This is a genomic window from Pseudomonas sp. P5_B3 (assembly GCF_056400405.1).
Genome location: NZ_JBFULI010000017.1, coordinates 28,650 through 45,886 on the forward strand (window position 1 = coordinate 28,650; position 17,237 = coordinate 45,886).

Genomic DNA, 17,237 nt, shown 5'->3' on the forward strand with positions numbered 1-17,237 from the left:
ATTTATGCACCGCAGGAACTTGCTCAAAGCCTCCATGGCCATCGCGGCCTACACCGGTTTGTCCGCCACGGGCCTGTTGGCCGCCAAGGCCTGGGCCGCCAGCGGCGGCACCGCTGATGGCGAAGCCACCGCGTTCGATTTCGAGGCACTGAAGCTCCAGGCCAAACAGCTCGCCAGCAATCGCTACCAGGACACCAAGCAACAGTTGCCGCCGACCCTGGCGACCATGACACCGCAGAACTTCAATGCGATCCGCTACGACGGCAATCATTCGTTGTGGAAGGAGCTCAAGGGTCAGCTGGACGTGCAGTTCTTCCACGTCGGCATGGGATTCAAGCAGCCGGTGCGCATGTACAGCGTCGATCCGAAAACCCGGATGGCCCGCGAGGTGCATTTCCACCCGTCGCTGTTCAACTATGAAAACACCACGGTCGACACCGCACAGCTCAAGGGCGACCTGGGCTTCTCCGGCTTCAAGTTGTTCAAGGCCCCGGAACTGGACAAGCACGATGTGGTGTCCTTCCTGGGCGCGAGCTACTTCCGTGCGGTGGATGCCACCGGCCAGTACGGCCTGTCGGCCCGCGGGCTGGCCATCGACACCTACGCCAAAAAGCGCGAAGAATTCCCCGACTTCACCAAGTTCTGGTTCGAGACGCCGGACAAGGACAGCACTCGCTTCGTGGTCTACGCCCTGCTCGACTCGCCGAGCGCCACCGGTGCCTACCGCTTCGATATAGACTGCCAGGCCGAGCGCGTGGTGATGGAGATCGATGCCCACGTCAACGCACGCACCGCCATCGACCAGTTGGGCATCGCGCCGATGACCAGCATGTTCAGTTGCGGCACCCACGAGCGCCGGATGTGCGACACCATTCACCCGCAAATCCATGACTCCGACCGCCTGGCCATGTGGCGCGGCAACGGCGAGTGGATCTGCCGCCCGCTGAATAACCCGGCGACCCTGCAATTCAATGCCTTCGCCGATACCGACCCGAAGGGCTTCGGCCTGGTACAGACCGACCACGAGTTCGCCAGTTATCAGGACACCGTCGACTGGTACAGCCGCCGCCCGAGCCTGTGGGTCGAACCGACCACCGCATGGGGCGAAGGCTCGATCGATCTGCTGGAGATTCCGACCACCGGCGAAACCATGGACAACATCGTCGCCTTCTGGACCCCGAAGAAACCGGTAGCGGCCGGCGATTCGCTGAACTACGGCTACAAACTCTACTGGAGCGCACTGCCCCCGGTCGGTACGCCACTGGCGCGGGTCAATGCGACCCGTTCAGGCATGGGCGGATTCACCGAAGGCTGGGCGCCGGGCGAGCATTACCCGCCAGTCTGGGCGCGGCGGTTTGCCGTGGACTTCACCGGCGGCGGTCTGGACCGTTTGCCCGAAGGCGCCGGTATCGAGCCGGTGGTCACTTGCTCGAACGGCGAGGTCAAGGATTTCAGCGTTCTCAAGCTCGATGACATCAAGGGCTACCGCATCCTGTTTGACTGGTACCCGACCAATGACAGCGTGGAGCCTGTCGAGCTGCGCCTGTTCATCCGCACCAACGACCGCACGCTGAGCGAAACCTGGTTGTATCAGTACTTCCCGCCCGCCCCGGACAAGCGCAAATATCCCTGACAGCCAAGTAGCACCCAACTACCATTCGGTTTTCCGAACGCGACCTGCGGGTCAGTTCGGTTAACCGGATCATCCAACCTCAATATTCGCGCCATAAATATTTAATTTCCTTATAAATCAATAACATGACCTATTGTCACTGGTCTGGCACGAGTCATGCTCTACACTTCTTCGACGAATGTCCTTTGCGCCCTCTCTCAGTAGCGCTCAGGCGATTTGCAGCACAAAAGGGCCGATGAACTGGCTCCATAAAAAAAACAATGTCGAGGAAAATTTGATGCGCATCGTTCCCCACATCCTGGGCGCAGCCATTGCTGCCGCTCTGATCAGCACGCCAGTTTTCGCCGCCGAACTGACCGGCACCCTGAAGAAGATCAAAGAGTCCGGCGTCATCACCCTCGGGCATCGTGACGCTTCCATTCCGTTCTCCTACATCGCGGATGCTTCCGGCAAACCGGTCGGCTACTCCCACGACATCCAGCTGAAAGTCGTCGAAGCGCTGAAAAAAGACCTCGATATGCCGAACCTCCAGGTCAAGTACAACCTGGTGACTTCGCAAACCCGCATCCCGCTGGTGCAGAACGGCACCGTGGACCTGGAGTGCGGCTCCACCACCAACAACGTCGAGCGTCAGCAGCAAGTTGACTTCTCCGTTGGCATCTTCGAAATCGGTACTCGTCTGCTGTCCAAGGCAGACTCCAAGTACAAGGATTTCCCTGACCTGGCCGGCAAGAACGTCGTGACCACCGCCGGCACCACCTCCGAGCGCATCCTCAAGGCGATGAACGCCGACAAGCAGATGGGCATGAACGTCATCTCCGCCAAAGACCATGGCGAATCCTTCCAGATGCTGGAAACCGGCCGTGCCGTGGCTTTCATGATGGACGACGCCCTGCTGGCAGGTGAAGCAGCCAAGGCCAAGAATGCGAAAGACTGGGCAGTGACCGGTACTCCGCAGTCCTACGAAATCTACGGTTGCATGGTGCGCAAAGGCGACGAGCCGTTCAAAAAGGCTGTGGATGACGCCATCAAGGCCACCTACGCATCGGGCGAGATCAACAAGATCTACGAAAAATGGTTCATGCAGCCAATCCCGCCAAAAGGCCTGAACCTGAATTTCCCGATGAGCAACGAGCTCAAGGCCCTGATCGCCAATCCGACCGATAAAGCGGCTGACGACAAGAAATCCTGATTTCTGACTAACCTTATCTCCTGACAGGGCGCATGCCCTTTCAGGAGATGGTCACTCCCTGCTGGCATTTTTTGGAAACACTCGAACCGGTGGCTGTCGAGCCGGGCGCGTGTGCCTGTCCCTCAAGGACAGGCGGGAACGGAGCTTCCCCCAAGCGGGTATTTGTACATCGATCGAATCCGAGGGGAGACCCTAATGAATTACAACTGGGACTGGGGCGTGTTCTTCAAGTCCACCGGCGTGGGCAGCGAGACCTATTTCGACTGGTACGTGACCGGTTTGGGCTGGACCATCGGCATCGCCATCGCGGCCTGGATCATCGCCCTGACACTGGGCTCGATCCTGGGCGTCATGCGTACTGTGCCGAACCGCATCGTATCGGGCATCGCCACCTGCTACGTCGAACTCTTCCGTAACGTGCCGCTACTGGTTCAGCTGTTCATCTGGTACTTCCTGGTACCTGACCTGCTGCCGCCGGACCTGCAAGAGTGGTACAAGCAGGATCTGAACCCGACCACCTCGGCCTTCCTCAGCGTCGTGGTGTGCCTGGGCCTGTTCACTACCGCCCGGGTTTGCGAACAGGTGCGCACCGGTATCCAGGCCCTGCCCAAGGGCCAGGAATCCGCGGCCCGCGCCATGGGTTTCAAGCTGCCGCAGATCTACTGGAACGTGCTGCTGCCCCAGGCCTACCGGATCATCATTCCGCCGCTCACCTCGGAATTTTTGAACGTATTCAAGAACACGTCCGTGGCCTCGCTGATCGGCCTGATGGAACTGCTGGCGCAGACCAAACAGACTGCCGAGTTTTCCGCCAACCTGTTCGAGGCCTTCACCCTGGCAACGCTGATCTACTTCACCCTGAACATGAGCCTGATGCTGCTGATGCGCATGGTCGAGAAGAAAGTCGCCGTACCGGGCCTGATTTCCGTAGGGGGTAAATGATGGAATTCGACTTCTCGGGCATCATCCCGTCCCTGCCGGGCCTGTGGAACGGCATGATCATGACCCTCAAGCTGATGGCCATGGGCGTGGTCGGCGGGATCATCCTCGGCACCATCCTGGCATTGATGCGTCTGTCCCACAGCAAAGTGCTGTCGAACATCGCGGGCGCCTACGTCAACTATTTCCGTTCGATCCCGTTGCTGCTGGTCATCACCTGGTTCTACCTGGCGGTGCCGTTCGTGCTGCGCTGGATCACCGGCGAAGACACGCCGATCGGCGCGTTCGCCTCCTGCATCGTGGCCTTCATGATGTTCGAAGCGGCATACTTCTGCGAAATCGTCCGCGCCGGTGTGCAGTCGATTCCCAAGGGCCAGATGGGCGCTGCCCAGGCGCTGGGCATGACTTATGGCCAGATGATGCGCCTGATCATCCTGCCGCAGGCATTCCGCAAGATGACCCCACTGTTGCTGCAACAGAGCATCATCCTGTTTCAGGACACCTCGCTGGTCTACGCCGTCGGCCTGGTGGACTTCCTCAATGCTTCGCGCGCCAGTGGCGACATCATTGGCCGCTCCAATGAGTTCCTGGTTTTCGCCGGCCTCGTGTACTTCACCATCAGCTTTGCCGCCTCGCGGCTGGTCAAGCGTCTGCAAAAAAGGTTCGCCGTATGATCTCTATCAAAAGCATCAACAAGTGGTATGGGGACTTCCAGGTACTGACTGATTGCAGCACCGAGGTCAAAAAAGGCGAAGTGATCGTGGTGTGCGGGCCGTCCGGTTCCGGCAAATCGACCCTGATCAAGTGCGTCAACGCCCTGGAGCCGTTTCAGAAAGGCGACATCGTGGTCGACGGCACCTCCATCGCCGACCCGAAGACCAACCTGCCGAAACTGCGTTCCCGCGTGGGCATGGTGTTCCAGCACTTCGAGCTGTTCCCGCACCTGACCATTACAGAAAACCTGACCATCGCGCAGATCAAGGTGCTGGGCCGCAGCAAGGAAGAAGCCACCAAAAAAGGCCTGCAACTGCTCGAGCGCGTCGGTCTCTCGGCCCATGCCCACAAGCACCCGGGCCAACTGTCGGGTGGCCAGCAACAGCGCGTGGCGATTGCCCGTGCGCTGGCGATGGACCCGATCGTCATGCTGTTCGACGAACCGACCTCGGCGCTGGACCCGGAAATGGTCAACGAAGTGCTCGACGTGATGGTGCAACTGGCCCACGAAGGCATGACCATGATGTGCGTGACCCACGAAATGGGCTTCGCCCGTAAAGTGGCGGACCGGGTGATCTTCATGGACGCCGGCAAGATCATCGAAGACTGCAAGAAAGAGGAGTTCTTCGGCGACATCAACGCCCGTGCGGATCGTACGCAGCACTTCCTCAACAAGATTCTGCAGCACTAAAAGCACTGGGCAATAGCCAGAAGCCGCACCGCCCCCCTGTGGGAGCGAGCTTGCTCGCGATAGCGGACTGACATTCAACATCAATGTTGACTGTGATGAAGTCATCGCGAGCAAGCTCGCTCCCACGGGGGGCGGCGGAGGCTTGCAGATTTGTGTGGTGGTTGACCCAAGGCATCTGTGATGAAATGCGACTCCAATCTTTATCGCGCAGCAATGCCATCACTCGCCGTGAAACCCCGTCTGGTTCGTCATTTGTTCCTGCCACCGCTGATCATCGCCATGATGATCGGCCTGGGCTATATCGGCTTCTGGGTCAGTGAGCACTATGGCATTCGCAGCCTTGGCGAGAACGGCCAGCGACAGCTGGAACTGCACGCCCGTGCCGTCGAAAGCGAAATCAGCAAATACACCTACCTGCCCAGCCTGCTGGAGCTCGAAACCAGCGTTTCGCAGTTGCTGGCCGACCCGACCCCGGAACACCGGCAAACGGTCAACGATTACCTCGAAGGCCTGAACCGGCGCAGCCGCAGTCGGGCCATCTACGTGATGGACACCACCGGCCGCGTCATGGCCACCAGCAACTGGCGCGACGTCGACAGTTACCTGGGTGAAGACCTGTCCTTTCGCGCCTATTTCCAGAACGCCGTACGTGGTCAGCCCGGGCGCTTCTACGGCATCGGCAGTACCAACGGCGAACCCGGCTACTACCTGGCCCATGGACTGGAAGAACACGGCAAGATCATCGGCGTCGCGGTGGTCAAGGTACGCCTGGAAGCCATGGAAGAACGCTGGCAGCGGGCGCGCCTGGAAGCCTTCGTCAGCGACGAGAACGGCATCATCATTCTGTCCAGCGATCCGGCTCGGCGTTTGAAATCGGTGGTGCCGCTGAGCGAAGAAACCAAGGAAAAACTCGCCCGCAGCCTGCAGTACTACTGGTTCCCGCTCAACGAACTGCAACCGCTGGCCCGGGAAACCCTGTCCGAAGGCGTGGAAAAACTCACGTTCCCGGCCAACAGCGAACTGGCGTCCGACGATGAAAACATCAGTTACCTGGCGCAAACCCGGCCGCTCGGCGATACGCCGTGGAACTTCACCCTGCTCACGCCGCTCCAGGATTTGCGTCGCGAAGCGATCAACCAGGGGATCCTGGTGGCCGTGGCGTTTGCCCTCTGTGCCTTTCTGTTGATCGCCTGGAACGAGCGGCGCAAGGTGATCGCCACCCGTCTTGCGGCCCGGGAAGCCTTGCAGGAAGCCAACAACCAGCTGGAGCGTCGGATTACCGAACGCACCACCGACCTGCGAGCCAGCAACGAACGGCTCAAGGGGCAGATCCGCGAGCGCCGGCTCGCCGAAGAGACTTTGCGCCGCGCCCAGGATGAACTGGTGCAGGCCGGAAAACTCGCGGCCATCGGCCAGATGTCCACCAGTATCGCCCACGAACTGAACCAGCCGCTGGCGGCGCTGCGCACCTTGTCCGGCAATACCGTGCGCTTCCTCGAACGTGGCCAGCTCGACGTGGCCAGCACCAACCTCAAGACCATCAACGAACTGATCGACCGCATGGGCCGGATTACCGCCAGCCTGCGCTCGTTCGCCCGGCGCGGTGACGACAAGGGCCAGGCCTGCCTCGGCAAAGCGGTGGACGCGGCCCTGCAATTGCACGGTGCACGGGTGGAAAACACCCCTCTGCAATTGCACCGCCATTTCGAAGCCGTGCAGGTGCAGATCGACCAGACCCGCCTGGAGCAGATTCTGGTCAACCTCATCGGCAACGCCCTCGACGCCATGCAAGCGCAGCCGCAACCCGAACTGTGGCTCGAAGGCGAAGCGTTCGATGGCAAATACCGCCTGCGCGTGCGAGACAACGGCCATGGCATCGACGCCGAAGCGCGCAAGCACCTGTTCGAACCCTTCTTCACCACCAAACCCGGCGAACAGGGCCTGGGCCTTGGCCTGACCCTTTCCGCCAGCCTGGCCGCCGCCACCGGCGGGCATCTGGGTGTCGAGCACCCGGCCAGCGGTGGTACTACATTCGTCCTCAGTTTACCGTTGGTAAGCCCCACTCCCGCCGAGCCAATATGAATAACGACCTTAGTGTATTGATCGTCGAAGACGACCCCCATGTGCTGCTCGGCTGCCAACAGGCGCTGACCCTGGAAGACATTCCCTGCATTGGCGTGGGCAGCGCCGAAGAAGCCCTGGAGCAGGTCGGCGACAATTTTGCCGGCATCGTCGTCAGCGACATTCGCCTGCCGGGCATCGACGGCCTGGAATTGCTGACCCGGCTCAAGGCCCGCGACCGCAGCCTGCCGGTGGTGCTGATCACCGGGCACGGTGACATCTCCATGGCCGTCGGCGCGATGCAGAAAGGCGCCTACGACTTCATGGAAAAGCCGTTCTCCCCGGAGCGCCTGGTGGACGTGGCCCGCCGCGCCCTGGAGCAACGCAGCCTGGCACGGGAAGTGTCGTCGCTGCGCCGGCAACTGGCCGAGCGCGACTCCCTCGAAGGGCGGATCATCGGACGCTCGCCGGCCATGCAGAACCTGCGGGAACTGATTGCCAACGTCGCCGATACCTCGGCCAACGTGCTGATCGAAGGCGAGACCGGCACCGGCAAGGAGTTGGTCGCGCGCTGCCTGCATGATTTCAGCCGGCGGCACACCAAGCAGTTCGTCGCGCTGAACTGCGGTGGCCTGCCGGAGAACCTGTTCGAAAGCGAAATCTTCGGCCACGAAGCCAACGCCTTTACCGGCGCGGGCAAACGGCGGATCGGCAAGATCGAACACGCCGACGGCGGCACGCTGTTCCTCGACGAAGTGGAAAGCATGCCCCTGCCCTTGCAGATCAAACTGCTGCGGGTGTTGCAGGAACGCACCCTCGAACGCCTCGGTTCGAACCAGAGCGTAGCGGTGGATTGCCGGGTGATCGCGGCGACCAAATCCGACCTCGTCGCGTCGAGCAAGGCCGGTGAATTCCGCAGCGACCTGTACTACCGCCTCAACGTGGTGACCCTGGAACTGCCGCCATTGCGCGAGCGCCGTGAGGACATCCTGCAACTGTTCGAACACTTTTTGCAGCAGTCGTCCCTGCGCTTCGACCGCGCGGTGCCGGAGCTGGACAACCAGACCGTTTCGAACCTGATGAGCCACGACTGGCCGGGCAACGTGCGTGAACTGCGCAACGTTGCCGAGCGCTTTGCCCTGGGCCTGCCGGCGTTCAAGAAAACCGGTGCCGGCGGTGGCAATCAGGGCCTGGCCTTTGCCGAAGCGGTGGAAGCGTTCGAACGCAACCTGCTCAGCGATGCCTTGCAACGCAGCGGCGGCAACCTGACCCAGGCCAGCCAGGAACTGGGCATGGCCAAGACCACGCTGTTCGACAAAGTGAAAAAATACGGGTTGAGCCACTGATGGACCATGCATTCTGTGGGAGCGAGCTTGCTCGCGATAGCGCCGGATCAGTCGACATCATCGTTGGCTGAAACACCGCTATCGCGAGCAGGCTCGCTCCTACAGGTGATCGGGGGGGGTTAGAGGAGGTTACGATCGGCCACCGGCTCGATCTGCGCCCAGTGCGAAGTGTCTTCACGGTGCTCGCGCAAGTACGGCAACACCGCCGCCAGCAACGGCGCCTTGAACGCCTCCTGGAAGCGATGGGCCAGGCCCGGAATCAGGATCAATTGGCTGCCTCGCAGATGCGCCGCCAGATGCACCCCGTGCATCACCGGCAACAACGGGTCGGCCGTGCCATGCACCACCAGCGCCGGCACCCGCAACTGATTGAGCAGGGTCACCCGGCTCGGTTCGGCGAGAATGGCCATGATCTGGCGTTTTACGCCTTCGGGATTGAACGCCCGGTCATAGGACAGCGCCGCCTGATGCAGCAGCACCTGGCGATCATCGGTGACCATCGGGCTGCCCAGCGCCGCCAGCAAGTCGGCCTGTTGCTCCAGGGCCACTTCGCGGCTCGGCGCACCGCGCCGGGACAACAACTGCACCAGCGCCGCACTCGGTGCCGGCAAGCCTTCGGCGCCGGAGGTAGTCATGATCAGGGTCAGGCTCTCGACCCGTTGCGGCGCCATGGCCGCCATGTGCTGGGCGATCATCCCGCCCATGCTGGCGCCCAACACGTGGAATTGATCGATGTGCAGGGCGTCCATCAAGCCCAGGCCATCGTCAGCCATGTCCGTCAGCGAGTACGGCGACGACACCGGCAATCCGAGTTTGTAGCGCAGCACTTCGAAGGTCAGGTTGGCTTCGGCCGGTGCTTGCCGCCAAGTCGACAGGCCGACATCGCGATTGTCATAACGAATCACCCGGAACCCCTGCTGGCACAGGGCGACCACCACCTCGTCCGGCCAGTGAATCAACTGCCCGCCCAGGCCCATCACCAGCAGCAATGCCGGATCGGACGCACGGCCGATGCTCTGGTACGCCAGGCTTACCTGGGCCAGATCCACCCGTTCGGTCGGAACATTGACGTCGCAACGAGAAGCCGCCAAGGACGGCAGGCCGAACAACAACGCGGCCAAAAATACGATTCGTGAAAAGAATGAAGCGCCCATGAAAAAACACCAAAACGCAGAACCCCAGTAGAGCGCGAGTCTGATGAAGTTTGTTCAAGCGCGCTGCCACAGTTGCGTGACAGTTTGATGAATGTCGCTGAATGGTCGGTGCGGTAACTATGTAGTGCCAATGGCCCGCTGGAGTTTCCTTAAATGGCTCAACCAAGGAGTAGATCCACTGCTCCCCGTACACCGAGCCATACTGCCATGACCGATAGACTGCTCTTCGACCTGCCCTTCCCGGCGCAGGCTGTCATACCACCCTTTTCCCCGTTGCCGTCCCTCCCCGACGAAAGCCTGTTTCTGAAAGCCTCGGCACGCTGGCGGGACAGCAGCCAGGGCTTGCGCGAGCTGATGGCCGACAGTCCGGGAATCCGCGACACGCTCGATCAACTGCTCAAACAGGAACTGGATCTGGACGGGCAACAGGCCGGCTTGCTCTTCGTCGCCACGGATGAACAGCCGGAACATTTTGTCAGCTTTACCCAGGCCTGCGCCTTCGTCCTGCAACACCCGACGCTGGAGACAACACTGGATCAGGGCTGCACAGTGACCGGCCTGGATCAAGCCCACACCTTGTCGTCCCTGACCCCGCTGCAAATGCTCGAACGACTCAAGACGCTTGACCCGGTACAGGCACACAGCGAACGCTGGGTAACCTTCTGGGACAAGCGTGCTGCCGGCACTGCGGTGTCGCGAAAAGAACGGGCCACGCAGCTGTACCGTCAACATTTCGAGGCGGCCGCTCACTTGGCATTGGCCCGAAAAACCCTGACGGCAGAACAGTTCAAACCCCTGCAACTGCTCATCGACCCGCCCGCCGGAGCGCTGACACTGGACAACCAGCCCGTCCACACCGAGCAACTGGCGCTGATCTTGAGCAACGGCAGCAAAATCAAACCCAAAGGTGCGTGGGTCATCAGCGTGGGGGACCCGGCAACGGTCGCCCAATGGCTGTATCTGCCCAGCCGGCCCGTCGCCATCCAGCGATTCAATACCCGCAGCGACATGGAAACCTGGCTGTCCCTGCAGACACTCGTTCCCACCGGCTTGCCCACCGACAACATTCGTTATGAATACACCGCCCAGACAGACCCTATGGTCGTGGGTGCCAGCGGGCTGTTTGCGGACCTGTCGCAGTCCCAGGTCACCGCCCTGCGTCATGGAACGCCCGGTAAATCCGGGCTGGCGGCGCATGGCGCGCAATCGCTGGTCCAGGCTGACCGGACCGATCAGCAGCGCAGCCACCTCACCGTCTTCGCCTCACCCCCCAAGCTGGAAGGGGTCGATGACGCTGCCGAGACCGATCAAACATCACTGTTCGGCAGCCTCTATCCCGATATCCCCTGGTCCTTGCGCCAGTCGACACTGAAAAAACAGCGCGATGCACTCGAAACACTGATCGAAGAGGCTGGCGAGGGTGAGGGCCTGAAACCGTTCAAGGACTCGCTCAAAGCCCTGGAAACCGCTGAACAAGCGGCCGACAAGGCTGCTTCTGGCTTGCTGAATCGGTCGCGAGTAGCGGATCTGGTCACCTTCCAGAGTGAGTTCACCGCCCTGCACAGCGCCCATAAGGCTGGATTGCACGCCGAGGCTGCGCTGCAATCAACCCTCAAGCAAATGGACGACTATGATTGCAGTCTGCTCAAGGCCCTGCTGGATACTCCCGACGATCCCGGCCCCGACGCAGTGGCGGCCAGCATAACTCTGTCAATGAGCCAACAGGACGGCGACAAGACCACGGTCAACACTCAGGCACTCAACGGCGCATTTATCGTGACCCGAGCGGATGCGCTGACCGAAGCCGACTCACCGCACAGCGTGCTGCTCTACTGGATCGGCACCGGTGGTGGCCTGCAACGGTTCGCCAACCGTCGCGAGCTGGAACGCCAGGTATTCAAGATTCACGATCGAAATACCGGGCTGACGGTGCTGCTAAAAAAAATCACCGGCGACGCGCTCTTGTATGGCCTGGATCAATTGACCAGCGGCTTCGAAGAACAGGCCGGTGCAATTCGCCAGCGTCACGTCGGAGCGGCCGCGGACGCTCAAAGGGACGAACAGCTGGAGATATTGCGTAAAAAAACACTCGCCACCTTGCAGGTTCCAGTGCACGCCGCCAGAAACCTGGCCTTCGCCCATCTGCAGGAGCAACGCCAAAGCGCGACCCTGGCATCCAACCTGCCCGGCTGGCTCAGCAAACTGACCGAGGACGATCGTAACGGACTCAGGAGCCTGATCGAGACCTATATCCCGGCGATGAAACGCAGCCACGCGCTGATGACCATCGCCCTGGAATCGCGCGATGACTTCACGCGCAAACACTTGCATGCCCGTCTGCGCAAGGATTTCTCGATCGAGGGCAGTTTCGATGTGCAGATCGATTTGCCTGATTCGGTGAAATGGGAAAAGCGATTCGATCCCGCGCCTGGACATTCCGGCTACAAACTCGCACTGATTCCCAGCACCACACGCAGCAAAATGGCCCTGGATGAGTTGGCTCAACTCAACATCGACAACACCCCGTCGATGAACCTGGAGCCGCTTTCACTGCAACTGGGCTTCATGCGGGTGGAGGTCACGACGGCGGATGCAACCGAGCGTCAGACCCTGACCAGCGGCATTACCCGTGACTATCTGAAACGCGTCCTGCCGGAACTCGATTTGCCCAAGACCTATGAACAACTGATCCACGACGCTTTCATGGGGGCGACCACCGAGCCCGTTTTCGTCAGGGAGCATCGCCGTGAAAGCCTGATCGAACCTTGGGCACTGATGCTGAAGCTGCAAGGCGAATTCGCCCGCCTGCAACAACACATCAACCAGAACGACCTGAATATCCTGAAGATCGCCATCGACGCAAGCACCTCCCAAGCGTGGAAAGCCGATGGCAAGCGCATCGTATTGCTGCCGGCCTGCTTGACCCCGGGTGGCAAGGACACGCCCAATGAAGGCTCCGTCACCTTGTCGGGCGTGACCTTCATCGAAGAACAGATCAGCGGCGTAACGTTGCTGTACCTGCCCGACAGCCCCGACGACCAATTCCTGCGTCACTACGACAGCCTGGAAGCGGCGCGCAAGGCCCTGTTCAATCTGTGCCTGCATGACAAATGGGTCACCTACCTGGCGGGCCGGGCCTTGCAGGGCAGCGTGCCGGCTCATGAAAGCCGCATCAAACAGGCCATGCTGAAAAACTTCGACGCAATGATCGGTGTTGGCGTGAGCTGGCCGGCGACCACCTCACTGGCCGCCCATCTGCTCAATGCGCATATGGGGCGCCTGATCGAGGCCCATCGCGGCACATCCCGCTCCAACGATGCACTGTACATGGAGCGTCACGCCTTGAAAGGCCCGCGCGCCTTCAATTACATAAAAATGGCGATGGGAATGCTGCCTTTCATTGGCAGCGCTTTCGCCCTCTACGATGCCTGGACCAGCGCGAACCAGGCGGTGGCGGCCTTTTTGCGCGGAGAGGTGGGAGATGGCCTGGCGGAAGTCGAATCGATGCTGGTGTCGCTGATCGACGCCGCCATGGATCTGTTGCCCGGTGAAGCAGCATTCTCGGTCGGCTCCAAGGCGGCTCGCTCACTGACGCGCACTCGCCAGCTGCATAAGTTAGCCAGGCATGGAGCCGCGATGCATGGCATCTCGCAGCGCCAGGCCCGACATGTCGTGGCACGCTTCGCCGGTTACGACTATGAAAAACCGATCTCGCTCAGCGGTTTGCAGCCAGCCGCTCACGGCCTCTACCGTGGCATTTACCGGCATGTCGACGGCGACTTCATCGTGCGCCAAGGGCGCATCTTTCAGGTTGAACTCAGCAAGGACTCACGCAATTGGCGCTTGTTCGGTAACGCCCAAAAAACCTACAAACAGCCGATTGCCCTGGATGAAACAGGTCATTGGGATACCTGGTTCGGGGTCTACGGGACGACCTTCGAAGGCGGCGGGCTTGGTGGAGGTCAAGTGTTCGGGCTGCTGGCAGATTCGCTCGATCAGGTCTGGCCGCAGGTCATTCGCGAACGGTTGCCGCGCTGGTGGGCCGATCAAAGATTTCGCCGCCAACATCAGTTGACCGAGACAGCCGATGATCTTGCTTACCAACTTGATGCCCGAATCAAGAAAAACAATGAAACGATCGACCAATACCACGAAGCCGCGGCAGAAAATCGCCCGGCATTGATGCCCGCTGTCGAAGCCGTGTGTATCAGCGATATTGAAACAGCCACCCGCCGATACGACGCGCTGGTTGAGTTGGAACCGCTGACTCAAGCAAGAAAAGAGCGCACCGTGATCGAGGGGCAAAGCAGCACCGCCTGGTTGATAGCGGATCGCTACAGACAACGAGCGATTTTTGCCTCCCACAGTAGCATCCCGTTGACGCAACGGATTTCCGTGCTGAGCGCGAAACTGGACGAGTTACCAAGGGAGGCACTCAGCCAGCGTTTGAGCTTACTGGAGGAAATCCGCAAATTGCGCATGGAGTTCGTACGCAAGCTGGATCAAATGGAGGTATTCAAGGGCGATGTCAACCGTTGGTACGATCGCATCCGCATCAAAAAAGACAAAGACTGCATAAGGCGCGATGTCGAGCATTTGAACGCAAAGCTCAGTGAAAGCAATGTGGTTTATCTGAGAACCGCCAACTACCTGGAAATTGTCAAACACTACGCCAGGACCAGCGATACCTCCTGGCTTTACCTGCAAGGACAGACGCAGGAGCTTCGTGCCAAGGTCGATCGCGCCTTGTATACGCAAGACAGCCTCCCGGAAGTGAGCGTCACGCGGGAACAACGTAACCAGATCCTCCAGGACTGCATTACGCTGTACACGCAATTTCGTCGCGAAATGAAAATCTGGACCACCAGCTACCCGCAACATTTCCATATGGAGGCGGTTGAACCGTTGCTGAGCGGAATCGAAAAGATGACTGAGTGGGCCCGCAAGGGTATTGATCAACCCGCCCCGGCGGCACCTGCGGGGAAAATCGAGAAGAAGGTCTTCCCCACCGAAGACAACCAGTGGCTGATCGGAGTTGAAAAGTGGGACAAGAAAAAGACAAAGCGGCATTTCGAAGTAAACGAGGGGGAAGTCTGGGAACCAACCGGTGATGGCAAGTTCCGCCAGTTGAATCCGACGGTCGAAACACCGGCACCGGTTCCAATGGATCTTGCAACGCTGGTGGACGAAGCCCAAAAGCGCCTGGATTTTCAGCCAACGTATCAGTCCAGGGTTGATACCTATGCCGATCAAGACATGCTCCCGGTTGACCTGGAACACATGATGGTCAGCGAAGCAGGCGAACTCAGCCGCCGCGCCGATCGCATCCAGGCGATAGATGCTCAAAACCCACTCATTCGACAGCTGCGCGACAAGGCCGGAGCACTTACAAATACCGGACGGGAAATGCGCACCCGGCAGTCGCTGACCACCAAAAAACCCACGGATGGGATGCTCGAAGATCTGCTCGATCAGAACGCCGTCGACATCCGTAAAACCAGCCAGCTCAAGAACCTCGGTAAACGCAAGGACGGTCGCAACGACTACATGCAGGAATACGAAATCTGGGATCTTACGCTCGAGCCTGCCGCAATACTGTGGTATGCGCACTTTCATTACTCCAGCGCAACGCCGGCGCTGCGACAATTCGAGAAAGCTCACTTGAAGCTGCCTGCGCACCGGTTTCTGACTCATGCTGACAACGCGGACCTACCCTACGCGGATATCGGTAAACGGTCAGGTGTCGTTGCTCACTTCGAAGGGCTTTGAGTCCTGCGTCCAGTCATCCTGGAATGTTCGCTGATCTAAAAAACCGTTGAGCAGGAAAGCTCAACGGTTTTTTGTCCATGATGAATGTTTGCTCCATAAAAGTTGCTGTAAAACATGGCGACATTGTCGACACTCAAGCCAACATGAGACAAACTCAACCTTTTCGTATTGATCACAAGTTTCACTCATGGAGCCACCGGTGCTTGAAATCCGTCACCTGAAGACCCTGCACGCCTTGCGCGAAGCTGACAGCCTGGTGGATGCGGCCGATCGCCTGCACCTGACCCAGTCGGCCCTGTCTCACCAGTTCAAAGAACTGGAAGAGCGCATGGGCATGCCGTTGTTCGTGCGCAAGACCAAACCGGTGCGGTTCACCAGCGCCGGTCTGCGCCTGCTGCAATTGGCCGACGCCACCCTGCCGCTGTTGCGCGCTGCCGAGCGCGACATCAGTCGCCTGGCCGGGGGCACCGCTGGTCGCCTGCACATGGCCATCGAATGCCACAGTTGCTTCCAGTGGCTGATGCCGACCATCGACCAGTTCCGCGATGCCTGGCCGGAAGTCGAGCTGGACCTGGCCTCGGGCTTCTCTTTCGCCCCGCTGCCGGCCTTGGCCCGTGGCGATCTGGACCTGGTGGTGACCTCCGACCCGCTGGATCTGGCCGGGATCACCTATGTACCGCTGTTCACTTATGAAGCGATGCTCGCGGTGGCCAATCAGCACCGCCTGGCCAGCAAGGCCTATATCGTCCCGGAAGACCTGCTCCCGGAAACCTTGATCACCTACCCGGTGGAACGGGATCGGCTGGACATCTTCACCCGCTTCCTCGAACCCGCCGACATCGAACCGGCCCAGGTCCGCACCTCGGAGCTGACGGTGATGATGATGCAACTGGTGGCCAGCGGTCGCGGCGTGTGCGGCATGCCCCATTGGGCACTGCATGAGTACAGCTCACGGGGCTACGTGAAAGCCAAGCGGCTGGGTGAGAAAGGTTTGTTCGCGACGTTGTATGCGGCAATCCGTGCCGACATGCTGGATGCACCGTACATGCGCGACTTCTTGCTGACGGCCAAGGACACGTCGTTTTCGACATTGGATGGGGTTAGCGCAGTTCGATAGAGCGACACATATCCCTGTGGGAGCGAGCTTGCTCGCGATSGCGGTCTGACATTCAACATCTGCATTGACTGACACGCCGCCATCGCGAGCAAGCTCGCTCCCACAGGGTATTGTGGTGTTCTTAGAGCTCGCGCCACATGTGGATCTTGTCGAAATAATCCTCCCCTACCCGCACAGCCATCGGTTCCAGGCCGAACTGGACGAAGCCGCAGCGCTGGTAGAGGTTGAACGCGGCATCATTGCCGGCGGTGACGGTCAACTGGATCAGGCGCAAACCCGCATGGCTCTGCGCCTCGGCCAAGGCAGCCTGAACCAGCAGATAGCCGAGCCCGCGCTGGCGGACCGTCGGCGAGACGTACATGCCAAATAGCGTCACCTTGTGCAGGGCCTTTTCCCTTGGCTCGAACGCGAGGCCGACGATGCCGGCCAACCGGCCTTCCTCAAACGCCCCGAGCACCACGTCCAGCTTGCCGCTCAGGCGCGACTCCCACCAGCTCAGCGGCATCACCGCTCGCTCGCGCACACTCGAGGTGAAGGCCTGCGGGTGCAAGTCGTAGGCTTCGAGCATCAGCGCCCGGTAGTCCAGGGCATGGCTGACATCCAGGCGTTCGATCCACATGC

11 protein-coding genes are annotated in these 17,237 nt (G+C 60.2%); 9 read left to right on the plus strand and 2 right to left on the minus strand.

Going from position 1 to position 17,237, the window contains the following annotated elements; genetic code table 11:
* Positions 1 to 4 precede the first annotated feature (4 nt).
* The 7 genes from AC1DRN_RS12590 to aauR all read left to right on the plus strand — a co-directional run bounded on the left by AC1DRN_RS12590 (position 5) and on the right by aauR (position 8,576).
* Complete coding sequence (locus AC1DRN_RS12590; protein ID WP_223458273.1) at positions 5 to 1,633, plus strand: glucan biosynthesis protein D; 1,629 nt, start codon at positions 5 to 7, stop codon at positions 1,631 to 1,633.
* A 277-nt stretch (positions 1,634 to 1,910) separates the two neighbouring features.
* Positions 1,911 to 2,825, plus strand: a complete 915-nt coding sequence (locus tag AC1DRN_RS12595) for a glutamate/aspartate ABC transporter substrate-binding protein (RefSeq protein WP_223458271.1) — start codon at positions 1,911 to 1,913, stop codon at positions 2,823 to 2,825.
* Between the two features lie 195 nt (positions 2,826 to 3,020).
* Complete coding sequence (locus AC1DRN_RS12600) at positions 3,021 to 3,767, plus strand: amino acid ABC transporter permease (RefSeq protein ID WP_223458269.1); 747 nt, start codon at positions 3,021 to 3,023, stop codon at positions 3,765 to 3,767.
* On the plus strand, positions 3,767 to 4,438 hold the full coding sequence (locus AC1DRN_RS12605; RefSeq protein WP_223458267.1) for an amino acid ABC transporter permease: 672 nt from the start codon (positions 3,767 to 3,769) through the stop codon (positions 4,436 to 4,438). Before AC1DRN_RS12600 ends, AC1DRN_RS12605 begins: the two co-directional genes overlap by 1 nt.
* Positions 4,435 to 5,169, plus strand: a complete 735-nt coding sequence (locus tag AC1DRN_RS12610; protein ID WP_007985725.1) for an amino acid ABC transporter ATP-binding protein — start codon at positions 4,435 to 4,437, stop codon at positions 5,167 to 5,169. The genes AC1DRN_RS12605 and AC1DRN_RS12610 overlap by 4 nt, the downstream gene beginning before the upstream one ends.
* Before the next feature lie 180 nt (positions 5,170 to 5,349).
* Entirely contained in the window at positions 5,350 to 7,251 is a 1,902-nt protein-coding gene (aauS, locus tag AC1DRN_RS12615; protein ID WP_223458265.1) for a two-component sensor histidine kinase AauS, read from the plus strand.
* Positions 7,248 to 8,576, plus strand: coding sequence for a two-component response regulator AauR (aauR, locus tag AC1DRN_RS12620; RefSeq protein WP_223458263.1), 1,329 nt, complete (start codon positions 7,248 to 7,250; stop codon positions 8,574 to 8,576). The genes aauS and aauR overlap by 4 nt, the downstream gene beginning before the upstream one ends.
* Before the next feature lie 119 nt (positions 8,577 to 8,695).
* Here the strand turns inward: aauR and AC1DRN_RS12625 are convergent, their stop codons facing one another.
* A complete protein-coding gene (locus AC1DRN_RS12625) occupies positions 8,696 to 9,730 on the minus strand; it encodes an alpha/beta fold hydrolase (protein WP_223458261.1) in 1,035 nt (344 codons plus the stop codon).
* Between the two features lie 207 nt (positions 9,731 to 9,937).
* Here AC1DRN_RS12625 and AC1DRN_RS12630 point away from each other — a divergent pair, with 207 nt between their 5' ends.
* A complete protein-coding gene (locus AC1DRN_RS12630; protein ID WP_223458259.1) occupies positions 9,938 to 15,499 on the plus strand; it encodes a dermonecrotic toxin domain-containing protein in 5,562 nt (1,853 codons plus the stop codon).
* Positions 15,500 to 15,698: 199 nt separating this feature from the next.
* Positions 15,699 to 16,616 (plus strand): transcriptional regulator MetR, encoded by a 918-nt coding sequence (gene metR / locus AC1DRN_RS12635; RefSeq protein WP_223458257.1) that lies wholly within the window; start codon positions 15,699 to 15,701, stop codon positions 16,614 to 16,616.
* A gap of 121 nt (positions 16,617 to 16,737) precedes the next feature.
* Here the strand turns inward: metR and AC1DRN_RS12640 are convergent, their stop codons facing one another.
* On the minus strand, positions 16,738 to 17,235 hold the full coding sequence (locus AC1DRN_RS12640) for a GNAT family N-acetyltransferase (RefSeq protein WP_223458255.1): 498 nt from the start codon (positions 17,233 to 17,235) through the stop codon (positions 16,738 to 16,740).
* Between the last annotated feature and the right edge of the window lie 2 nt (positions 17,236 to 17,237).